This window comes from Microcystis sp. M31BS1 (genome assembly GCF_020245285.1).
GTDB lineage: Bacteria > Cyanobacteriota > Cyanobacteriia > Cyanobacteriales > Microcystaceae > Microcystis > Microcystis panniformis.
This window is the reverse complement of sequence record NZ_JADBVE010000072.1, coordinates 1-9,657: the sequence shown is the minus strand read 5'-3', so window position 1 is coordinate 9,657 and position 9,657 is coordinate 1. Positions and strand designations below refer to the sequence as shown.

Below are 9,657 nucleotides of genomic sequence, written 5' to 3'. Positions count from 1 at the left end.
ATGACAAACCCCGTGTAGTTGAGGAGCGGAATGACGAGAAATTGTCACGTTCCGTTTTGTAGAGCAGTAGGAGAGGCGACTCTCTTACTGACTTTAATTATCAAGGTCGCCGGTGGGCAATCGGAGACCTCAAAAAACGGACGCAGAGGAAGGTGTAAGACTTCTGTTAAAGAAGCAGCATCCCGTGAAGCGTCAACCCAACCGAAGATCGTTCAATTAAGTTTGTTTGATCTGTAGGGAATCACCGTCCGTTTGCGGCGGTGAGGATGTCAACCGAACTTTCCTCAACTATTTCCTCAGCCAAGAATTGGAAACGGAATTGGCCCTGGAAAAAGAGCGATCGCAACTAGCAGACCAGGACAATCTCAGGGATGTTTAATGCCAAAAAAAGCTGAGTTGACAATCACCTGACACTAAACCCTGATAAGTTGTTGACTATTGAGGGTATGCTAAAAAACTTTTTGCCGCAAACCCTAGATAGTCAACAGCTTATTACTTTCGATCGCCCACTGGGTTAATTCCGTGCGATTATGAAGACCGGTTTTATGGAGCATATTCGACACATGACTTTCGATTGTCCGTTGACTAACATTGAGTTTTGTTGCGATTTCCCGATTAGCCAGTCCCTGGGCGACCAATTGTACTACTTTTAACTCCGTTGGGGTTAATTCCACATTACCCGGAACCTGAACAGGGGTGACATCCGGGGAATGAATGCGGGTGCTGCGTTTCAGCAACCGGCCCGCTTGTTTGAGGGAAGACTCCACCCGGGCCACTAATTCTTCCGGTTCAAAGGGTTTGACTATATAGACAGCGGCCCCGGTGATTAAACCTGTCACCTTGTCCTGACTTTGATCCTTAGGGGAGAGAAAAATCACGGGAAGACCACTAAAACGACTGTCCCGACGAATTGTTTCGAGGAAGGCATAACCATCCATTTCCGGCATGATCAGATCACAGATAATGATATCGGGCATTTCCCTTGCTTTAGCCGCATTTGCCCCGCGTTCGAGGATTGCTAGGGCCTCCCGACCGTTTTCTGCGGTTATCACCCTATAACCACGAAACTCTAGATAATCCTTCACCAAAAGTATTAAATTTGGGTCATCGTCGATTAATAAAAGTTGTTTATTGTCTTTGTTGGTCTCTTTCATCGCTATTTTTCTGGGCTGCAGGGTTGGGGGAATGGAGACGGACAAAGGATTGACAGGCACTCATGCAACAGGTAGTTAGATATGTGTAGTTAATTAGGGTTTCAGCTAGTTTTAACGCTGTTTTCCTCTATTGTTTCGGGTTCTTCTCTGGAACAGTTCAGGGAGATTGCTGGTAAATCGTGGCAAAGGAAAGCATATTCGGTGACGATTTGATTACCGATTAGGTGTTCTTGGATAATTCTTTCGATCGCTTCCTTGTTTACCCTTCCATACCAGACTCCTTCCGGGTACACTAATAAAATCGGGCCTTGGCTACAAACCCGCAAACAGTTGGCTTTAGTGCGAAAAATACAACCTAGACGGTCGGCCCTAGGGCGATCGAGTTGTAATTCACTTAACCGCTTCTTTAAATAATCCCACACTTCTAACCCTTCTTCCTTGTCACAGCATTTTGGCTTAGTTTGATCGCAGCAGAGAAATAGATGACGCTGGATCTGGGCCAGTCCCAACTTAGCCACATTTTCCCCCAAGATATCTCTAGTGTCCGCTTCTTCCATAAATTTTTTTTATCAACTAAACTCTTGACATTGAACAGAAAATGTGCATGGCCGACTAAAATTTCGGTTTGAGGATGTAACGATAGATAAGATAAACGATAGCGGCAAGGATTAAAGCGCTTAAAACTGCGCTGACTAGGCGTAAAATCGCCGTTAAAATCGAAAGAGCCACAAAAACCCCCGCCACTGCCACGACTACCTGTGCCGGTGTGGACAGGCTGCCGTACCAAGTTTTCACTTTTTCGAGAGTGGCAGCGAAACTAACCGGGGTAGCAACGGGGGGAAAATCGTCGGTTTCGATTTCCACTTCCACTTCCTCTGGGGTATATTTATTATCGAACGGTTCGGGAGACTGCATAAACACTCAAGCTACTTAACACTTCATCCCTATTTTATCGGTGATTGGGGTTGATGGGGGTTGAGGCCAGATCAATGTAACAATGAGTTTATCAATAGCTAAACGACCGGAATCTATGAGCCTATCGACTCCCACCGTTACCGCCATCAATTATCCTGATGCTACCATCACTAGGGCCGAACGCGCCCTCTGTTGTTCTCCTTTCCGTGTCACCCTATTCGCCGCTATGTTGGAGCAAAGTGTATCACTTTTAAGCATTCCGGGTGCTGGGGGTTTAGAAAAAGGTTATACTTCCAGACTGCTGACGGAAGCAGCAGCGGAAAGTTATCTTCTCTGGTTGATTAAAGTGGGAATTTTGCGGCGCGAAGTAGATGGACAGGGGATAACCGATAGTTTTCGTCTCACTCCTTTGGGGAGGAAATTAATAGAAAAATGGCAACCCCAAGGGGACTTTTTCCCTAAACCCACTTTCTGGCAAAGATTTTTTAATACTCTGCAACGTTGGTTTTCTTTTTAATGCTGTTGGGAGTCAGTTATCAGTTATCAGTTATCAGTTATCAGTTATCAGTTATCAGTTATCAGTTATCAGTTATCAGTTATCAGTTATCAGTTATCAGTTATCAGTTATCAGTTATCAGTTAACTGAAAATACTCAATAAAAAAACTAGATGAAAGCAATTATGGTAGTGGGGACAACATCCCACGCGGGTAAATCTTTTTTAACTGCGGCTTTATGTCGTTTATTCAACCGGAAAGGTTGGCAGGTAACACCCTTTAAAGGTCAGAATATGGCCCTTAATGCCTATGTTACCGCCGGAGGGGAAGAAATGGGTCACGCCCAGGCGGTGCAAGCATGGGCCGCGGGGACAATTCCCCGGGTAGAAATGAACCCAATTTTATTAAAACCCCAGGGAAATATGACCTCTCAGGTGATTATTAAAGGTAAGGCTGTTGGTGTCACTACGGCAGCGGATTATTATCAGAATTATTTTGACCAAGGTTGGCAAGCAATTAAAGAATCTTTAGCTAAATTATCGGCAGAATTTGATCTAGTTGTCTGTGAAGGTGCGGGAAGTCCGGCGGAAATAAATCTCAAACATCGCGATTTAACTAATATGCGGGTGGCTAAATATCTCGATGCCGCTACTATTTTAGTGGTGGATATTGATCGCGGGGGGGCTTTTGCTCACGTCGTCGGTACGTTAGAATTATTAGAACCGGAGGAAAGAGCTTTAATTAAAGGTATTGTGATCAATAAATTTCGCGGACAAAAATCTCTCTTAGATTCAGGGATTACTTGGCTAGAAGATTATACAAAAATTCCCGTGTTGGGAGTTCTTCCCTATAGTGATATCTTTTTAAGTGCCGAGGATTCTCTTAGTTTACTCGATCGCCCCGCCCAAAAACCTAAAGCTGAACTAAATATCATTGTCATTCGTCTGCCTCATATCGCTAATTTTACTGATTTTGACCCTCTCTGTGGTGAAGCAACGGTTAATGTCCGTTATCTAGAATTACAGGAATCTTTAGGTGATCCCGATGGGGTAATTATCCCTGGCTCTAAAACCACTGTTGCTGATTTAATTGCTCTTAATCAAAGTGGTATGGCTAATCAATTACAAGCCTATCACCAAAGGGGAGGTATTATCTTTGGCATCTGTGGTGGTTTGCAAATGTTAGGGCGATTAATCCTGGATCCTGACCATCGAGAAGGTCCCGACAGTGAGGCAGCTGGCTTAAATTTACTGCCGTTAAAAACGGTAATTACTGACGAAAAAATTACCCGTCAACGACAAGTTTTATCCAATTATCCCCAAGGGGGTTTACCAGTAACAGGATACGAAATTCACCAGGGAATAAGCGAATGGGAAAGTGAATCAGGTTATCAAAAAATGTTCGAGGAAGATGCTAGTCTAGGAATTGTCAATGATTCTCTGTCAATTTGGGGCTGTTATTTACATGGTATCTTTGATAATGGTTCTTGGCGAAGAACTTGGTTAAATCATCTACGTCAGCGTCGCGGTTTATTATCTTTGCCTACGGGAATTGCTAACTATAGTGAACAAAGAGAAATAACCCTCGATACTATGGCTAATTTATTGGAAGAACATTTAAATCTTACACCTATTTTTGCTCATTTGTAAGGAAAAATTATGACTATTTCAGTGCGTTTTTTACCCGATGATATCATCATAGAAGCGGAAACTGGAGAACTATTATTAGATGTAGCCAAAAAAGCGGGAATTGACATTCCTACTGGCTGTTTAATGGGTTCCTGTCACGCTTGTGAAGTAGAATTAGATGATGGTACTCAAATTTGTAGTTGTATTACTGGTATCCCCAGCGATCGAGATTCTTTAACTGTTCATTTATACTCCGATCCGCTTTGGTAGTTGCTCCCTCGGATTTAGTCAAACTTGGGAATAATCCAAGCTGCTATAATAGCCAATAAAACAACAATTTCTAAGACTTTATATAAGTTAAGAGATTGTAGCCACTGAAAACTATTGGCTAGACGCAAACTTAACCCCCATTGACGTAATTGAGATAACCATAATTTCGGGCTATCTTGTTCACGAAAACCCCATTTAAGGATAGACAATAACAGGGGAACTCCCCCCACTTTAGCAGTCATGAGCAGGTGCAGCACCAGACATACTGCCATAATTAACCAACTGAGCAAATGGGCATAATACCAAAAGTGATTTAATTCCCCTTCTGGTAGCCATTTGGAATCCATCATCCGGCCACTATACAAAGCAAAAGTTAGGGCAAAAAGAGTCAAAGTATTGACTAAACGATGGAGACTATACCACCAAATCGGCTTACCAAATTGGGTTAATTTGTTAAGAGAATCACTTTGAATTAATCTTTTGTTGCCCCGACGAAAAGCATAGATAGCAAAAACGGGAAAGATAATCAGAGTATAGAGGCCAAAAGTGCCATGAATACTTTCAATTTCTTGATATTCTGGTAAGGGCAGTTTTAACCAACGACCGTCAAAAGTATCATAGGTCCAATAGGCCGTAACCATGGCGGCAATGAGGGCAATTCCCGTGAATCCGTGCAGAATTCGCAGTAAAAGAGGTTGATAAGGTTGATTAGTTTTCATGAACTCGATCGATACAATAGGGTATGTAAACTTGCCCAGATACTATGTTAACTAATCCTTGGCTCGTCGCTATTCTTCTCAATACCGTCCTCCTCGGAATCGCTGCAATTGCGCCAAAAAAGCTCTTAACTCGGATGGGTTATCTCCATGCTTGGGTTCTAGGGGTAATTGTCTGGGGAAGCTTGGAATGGCGCGGTTATCTAATTGTTTTATTCTATTTCCTCGTCGGTTCTACTGTCACCCGCATCGGTTTAGCGCGCAAGGAAGCGGAGGGAATTGCCGAAAAAAGAGCGGGGGTACGCGGTCCAGAAAATGTCTGGGGTTCCGCTTTAGCGGGGGCAATTTGCGCTATCCTAAGTCTTTTTGCCGCTTCTCCCTGGGATTGCCTCTTAATACTCGCTTATGTGGCTAGTTTTAGCACCAAATTAGCCGATACTACTGCCAGTGAGGTGGGTAAAGCTTACGGTAAAACTACTTATCTAATCACTAATTTTAAATCCGTCCCCCGGGGAACAGAAGGTGCTGTTAGTTTGGAAGGAACGCTCGCTGGTTTGCTGGCAGCCACGGCGATTTCCCTGTTAGCATGGGCTATCGGTGCGATCGATCTTATCGGTGTGTTATGGTGTGTAATTGCGGCATTTATCGCCACCAATATCGAAAGTCTCATCGGCGCTACCCTACAAACCCGCTTTCTGTGGTTAACTAATGAATTGGTCAATGTGATCAATACGGTTATCGGTGCGATCGTGGCTATACTGTTAAGCTTGCTCTGGTCTTTCCGCTAAAATTAAGTGACTAAAAAAATTTTTCAGAGAATATCTATGCTAAAGTGGCGTTTTTGTGCATTGTCCCTGCTTTTACTGCTAATTACTGCCTGTGGGACGGAAAATCAATCTAATTCTAGTTCTAACACCGCAAGTAGTCCCGATGCTGGCCGCTTGCAAACGGTGAAAAATCGCGGTAAGTTAATTTGTGGCATTAACGGAGAAGTGTCGGGGTTCAGCTTTGTTAATGAAAAAGGCGAATATTCGGGCTTAGATGTGCAAATTTGCCGAGCTATCGCTGCGGCTCTCTTTGATGATCCCTCTAAAGTCGAATATCGTAAACTTAGCCCCCAAGAGAGATTTACTGCCGTACAGACGGGAGAAGTGGATATCCTCAGTCGCAACACCACCTGGACGATTAACCGGGATACCGCCCTGGGGATGGAGTTTATCACCCCGGTTTTCTATGATGGTCAGGGAATTATGGCCACGAAAGCCAGTAATATTAAGAAATTAGAAGATTTAAGCGGAAAGTCCATTTGTGTGCTGTCGGGAACCACCACGGAACAAAATCTGGCCGATGCCATGGCAAAAGCGGCAGTTCAAGGTTATAAACCGATCGTTTCCGATGATGTGGAGGCCTTATATACAGCTTATCAGGCGGGGCGTTGTCAGGCTGTCACTTCCGATCGCTCCCAATTGGTGGCCCGGCGCTCGGTTTTTCCCCGACCGCAGGATCATCAATTATTAGAAGTGGTAATATCGAAGGAACCCTTGGCCCCAGCCGTGGCCGATGGTGATCCCGCTTGGTCGAATGCCGTCCGCTCGATCGTTTTTAGTTTAATTCAAGGGGAAGAATTTGGGATTAACTCCCAAAATATTGCCACTTTTGCCGATAGTAAAGACCCCAGTATTCGGCGTTTTTTGGGTATCGATGAGAAATTAGGCGAAGATATGGGTTTACCCAATGATTTTGCCCAAAGAGTCTTAAAACAGGTGGGTAATTACGGTGAAATTTATGAGCGTGAAATCGGTAAACCCCTACAACTCGATCGAGGTTTAAATAATCTTTGGACAAAGGGGGGTTTATTGTATTCTCCTCCTTTTCGTTAGTTTTAAGATTGTGTTTCCTGACGGGGAATATAGACCCCTATGGCCGCTGGAATAACTCGAAATATGGCGGGAGTAGTGCTAGTAATTTCGCCATCGGTGTTGATACTATGGGGTTTACGAGTCTCAATTTGAATTTCTTTGCCGTTAAGAGTTCTCACCCAAGATAATAAACCCTGTTGTCCTCGTGGTAATGTCCATAAAAGCGGGAAAATTTGCCACCAGTGTTCAATTTCTAGGCTATATAAATCTAACCTTTGATCGTCGATTTGGGCATCATGAGCGATCGGCATTCCTCCCCCATAATAACGACCATTTCCGATCGCTATTTGTAGGGTTTTAACTTTGATATTTTGGCCATCAATACCGATCATAGCGGTAAAAGGACGAGTTTTACTTAATACCTGTAAAGCTGTCCAAGCGTAGGCCAAAATCCCCAAACGTCGCTTTAAACCCTTGTTCAGTTTTTGGGTAATTTTCACACTTAATCCTAAACTAGCCACGTTGAAAAAGTATTTATTATTTACCCAACCTAGATCGATATATTTTAAATTACCTTCCGCAATAATTCGACAGGCTTCGGCAATAGAATTCGGTATCCCTAAAGTCCGGGCTAAATCATTAGCCGTTCCCAGAGGTATAATGCCTAAAGGCAGTTGAGTTTCTACCAACATATCCGCCATAGCATTAAGAGTCCCATCGCCACCACCGACAATAACTAAATCAATACTAGAGCGATATTTTTCCAGCAAAAAAGGTATATCTTCTACCTTTTTCAAAGGGACGCTGATAATTTCAAAATCCCAATTATTGAGCAGATCAACAGTTTGAGCAAAGTTTTCTTTACCCTTGCGCGAGTGACGATTGATTAGTAGTAAAGCTCTTTTAGTCATAGGTAAGTTTCTCAGCAGTGCAGGGATAAAGGTTATGTAATTAGGAGTTGCTGAATAAATGTGAAATATAGACGAGGTAAGGGTTTTAGTGGCTGGTTTTGCGAAACAGGTGCAAGTCCTTTAGGGGCGAAGCATTCGGGCATAACCTATCGCTGAAACCGTAGATTTTCTATCCGAATCCTTCGCCCTTATTTTTTCAGCAAACCCTAATTAAATCAGAAAAAATATCAGGTGATTGTCAATAATTTAGCCCCATTGATCACTAAATTTTAGTTAATAGCCCTTTCTTCGAGAAAATGTTCTACCATTGCCTCTAGGTATGATAGCAAATTCAGACCCTTCAAGGCCATGAAACGAAGATAATGGCAGACAATTACTTGATTTTACTGATAACGGGCGTTTTTTCGGGCTTATTAGCGGGTTTATTCGGTATTGGGGGTGGCACTATCTCCGTGGCGATCCTGTTAAATTTGGGCCACAGTTACGGGGAATCGGTGGCTACCAGCAGTTTAGCGATCGTTTTCACTTCCCTAGGAGGTACGCTCCAAAATTGGCGATTAGGTTCCCTCAAATGGCAGCGAGTTCTCCTCTTAGGTTTACCCGGGATTTTTACGGCATTTATCGGGGTCTATCTGGTCAAATATAGCCCCAAACACCTCCTAGAAGCGGCTTTTGGTTGTTTTTTACTGCTCAATATCTATTTAACCAATCTCAAGCAAAATTTAAGCCAAAAAGAGCCAGTTTCTGCCATTAGATTGAATCCTAATCTAGCCTGTCTGCTAACCGGAGGAATCGCTGGATTTCTAGCCGGTATTTTCGGAATTGGCGGTGGGGCGATCATGGTGCCACTACAAATGATTTTTTTGGCAGAAAAGATCAAAATCGCCATTGTCACCAGTTTAGGTGTGGTTTTACTCAATTCGATCGCCGCCTGTTTCGCTCATGCCCAAGCCAGTTATATTCTTTATCTACAAGGGATTATTTTAGGTATCGGTGGTTCCCTAGGTGTACAAGTAACCACTCGTTTTTTACCGAAATTACCGGATCGATTGGTGCGGATTACTTTTTATATTTTTCTGCTACTGATGGCCATTTATTTCTTCATCCGCGCTTGCTCTTAGACCGCATCAACGGACTCGTTAAATCTCAACTTTCTAACCTTTCTAGTCTCTCCCTGATTGGCTTTTTCCGTGTTCATCAATAAAAAACGGAGAATACTTGACAAATTCGGGGGGGGAGAATAAAGGAGACATAATTTTAGATGCCTATTGTGGGTGTGGAACGACTCCATCAAGTGGTTATTTATCTAAGGAAAAGTGACTCCCCCAAAGTCCGACAGAATGATTATAAACAAGGGAAAACCTCTCATCAATTTGAAGTGATTAGACTCTGGGAACAACCCTCGGAACCCCTATTAAAGGCTCCCGGACTGTTTCCTTTTGCCATACTTGCTCAAGCTGAGAAACAAGAAAACTTACTGCGGCAAATTGCCCAAGAAATCGAGCAAATCAGCGATAGTCGAGAACAAAGTAATCTGGCTGCATCTACCGCAATTCTAGCCGGGTTAGTATTATACTTTGCACGGCTACAACTTGCATTTTTTACTCAAGGACAATAATATAGTTTAAGAGTCATAATTAGAAGCAAAGCACTCATTAAAAACATGATTAACCTAGAATTCACGGAAGAAGAAAAGAACTCACTGTATT

Annotated in this window: 13 protein-coding genes and 2 pseudogenes; 10 read left to right on the top strand and 5 right to left on the bottom strand. The window is 43.1% G+C overall.

Annotated elements, in window-relative coordinates; translation table 11 throughout:
• Positions 1 to 96: 96 nt before the first annotated feature.
• Together IM509_RS23990 and IM509_RS04030 are read left to right on the top strand one after the other, a co-directional pair.
• Positions 97 to 237, top strand: a pseudogene (locus tag IM509_RS23990) (RNA-guided endonuclease TnpB family protein); the annotation flags it as partial.
• A complete protein-coding gene (locus IM509_RS04030) occupies positions 227 to 379 on the top strand; it encodes a hypothetical protein (RefSeq protein ID WP_185237104.1) in 153 nt (50 codons plus the stop codon). The pseudogene IM509_RS23990 and the gene IM509_RS04030, both read left to right, overlap by 11 nt.
• Before the next feature lie 94 nt (positions 380 to 473).
• Here the strand turns inward: IM509_RS04030 and IM509_RS04025 are convergent, their stop codons facing one another.
• The 3 genes from IM509_RS04025 to IM509_RS04015 all read right to left on the bottom strand — a co-directional run bounded on the left by IM509_RS04025 (position 474) and on the right by IM509_RS04015 (position 2,069).
• Positions 474 to 1,154 (bottom strand): response regulator transcription factor, encoded by a 681-nt coding sequence (locus tag IM509_RS04025; protein WP_052275676.1) that lies wholly within the window; start codon positions 1,152 to 1,154, stop codon positions 474 to 476.
• Between the two features lie 101 nt (positions 1,155 to 1,255).
• Positions 1,256 to 1,711, bottom strand: a complete 456-nt coding sequence (locus IM509_RS04020; RefSeq protein WP_052275677.1) for a (2Fe-2S) ferredoxin domain-containing protein — start codon at positions 1,709 to 1,711, stop codon at positions 1,256 to 1,258.
• Between the two features lie 55 nt (positions 1,712 to 1,766).
• The gene (locus tag IM509_RS04015; protein ID WP_052275678.1) at positions 1,767 to 2,069 is read right to left on the bottom strand and encodes a hypothetical protein; all 303 of its coding nucleotides are present in this window, start codon (positions 2,067 to 2,069) and stop codon (positions 1,767 to 1,769) included.
• Positions 2,070 to 2,184: 115 nt separating this feature from the next.
• Here IM509_RS04015 and IM509_RS04010 point away from each other — a divergent pair, with 115 nt between their 5' ends.
• The 4 genes from IM509_RS04010 to IM509_RS03995 are packed head-to-tail and all read left to right on the top strand — an operon-like array spanning position 2,185 to position 4,462.
• The gene (locus IM509_RS04010; protein WP_043995879.1) at positions 2,185 to 2,586 is read left to right on the top strand and encodes an Npun_F0494 family protein; all 402 of its coding nucleotides are present in this window, start codon (positions 2,185 to 2,187) and stop codon (positions 2,584 to 2,586) included.
• Positions 2,571 to 2,711: a hypothetical protein gene (locus IM509_RS04005; RefSeq protein ID WP_170863925.1), complete on the top strand. Its 141-nt coding sequence runs from the start codon at positions 2,571 to 2,573 to the stop codon at positions 2,709 to 2,711. The genes IM509_RS04010 and IM509_RS04005 overlap by 16 nt, the downstream gene beginning before the upstream one ends.
• 26 nt (positions 2,712 to 2,737) lie before the next feature.
• Positions 2,738 to 4,213: a cobyric acid synthase CobQ gene (gene cobQ / locus IM509_RS04000; protein WP_052275681.1), complete on the top strand. Its 1,476-nt coding sequence runs from the start codon at positions 2,738 to 2,740 to the stop codon at positions 4,211 to 4,213.
• 9 nt (positions 4,214 to 4,222) lie between these two features.
• The gene (locus tag IM509_RS03995; protein ID WP_052275682.1) at positions 4,223 to 4,462 is read left to right on the top strand and encodes a 2Fe-2S iron-sulfur cluster-binding protein; all 240 of its coding nucleotides are present in this window, start codon (positions 4,223 to 4,225) and stop codon (positions 4,460 to 4,462) included.
• 14 nt (positions 4,463 to 4,476) lie between these two features.
• On the opposite strand, the gene IM509_RS03990 is transcribed toward IM509_RS03995, so the two are convergent.
• The gene (locus tag IM509_RS03990; protein ID WP_052275683.1) at positions 4,477 to 5,181 is read right to left on the bottom strand and encodes a cytochrome b/b6 domain-containing protein; all 705 of its coding nucleotides are present in this window, start codon (positions 5,179 to 5,181) and stop codon (positions 4,477 to 4,479) included.
• A gap of 44 nt (positions 5,182 to 5,225) precedes the next feature.
• Here IM509_RS03990 and IM509_RS03985 point away from each other — a divergent pair, with 44 nt between their 5' ends.
• Both IM509_RS03985 and IM509_RS03980 read left to right on the top strand, forming a co-directional pair.
• The gene (locus IM509_RS03985) at positions 5,226 to 5,966 is read left to right on the top strand and encodes a TIGR00297 family protein (protein ID WP_185237826.1); all 741 of its coding nucleotides are present in this window, start codon (positions 5,226 to 5,228) and stop codon (positions 5,964 to 5,966) included.
• 36 nt (positions 5,967 to 6,002) lie between these two features.
• Positions 6,003 to 7,058, top strand: coding sequence for an amino acid ABC transporter substrate-binding protein (locus IM509_RS03980; protein ID WP_052275684.1), 1,056 nt, complete (start codon positions 6,003 to 6,005; stop codon positions 7,056 to 7,058).
• A gap of 2 nt (positions 7,059 to 7,060) precedes the next feature.
• Here IM509_RS03980 and IM509_RS03975 read toward each other — a convergent pair whose 3' ends face one another.
• Complete coding sequence (locus IM509_RS03975; protein ID WP_185237825.1) at positions 7,061 to 7,948, bottom strand: lipid kinase; 888 nt, start codon at positions 7,946 to 7,948, stop codon at positions 7,061 to 7,063.
• Positions 7,949 to 8,310: 362 nt separating this feature from the next.
• On the opposite strand from IM509_RS03975, the gene IM509_RS03970 reads away from it, so the two are divergent.
• On the top strand, positions 8,311 to 9,069 hold the full coding sequence (locus tag IM509_RS03970) for a sulfite exporter TauE/SafE family protein (RefSeq protein ID WP_002762830.1): 759 nt from the start codon (positions 8,311 to 8,313) through the stop codon (positions 9,067 to 9,069).
• Between the two features lie 164 nt (positions 9,070 to 9,233).
• Positions 9,234 to 9,521 (top strand): annotated as a pseudogene (locus IM509_RS03965) (DUF4351 domain-containing protein); the annotation flags it as partial.
• Positions 9,522 to 9,657: the final 136 nt, after the last annotated feature.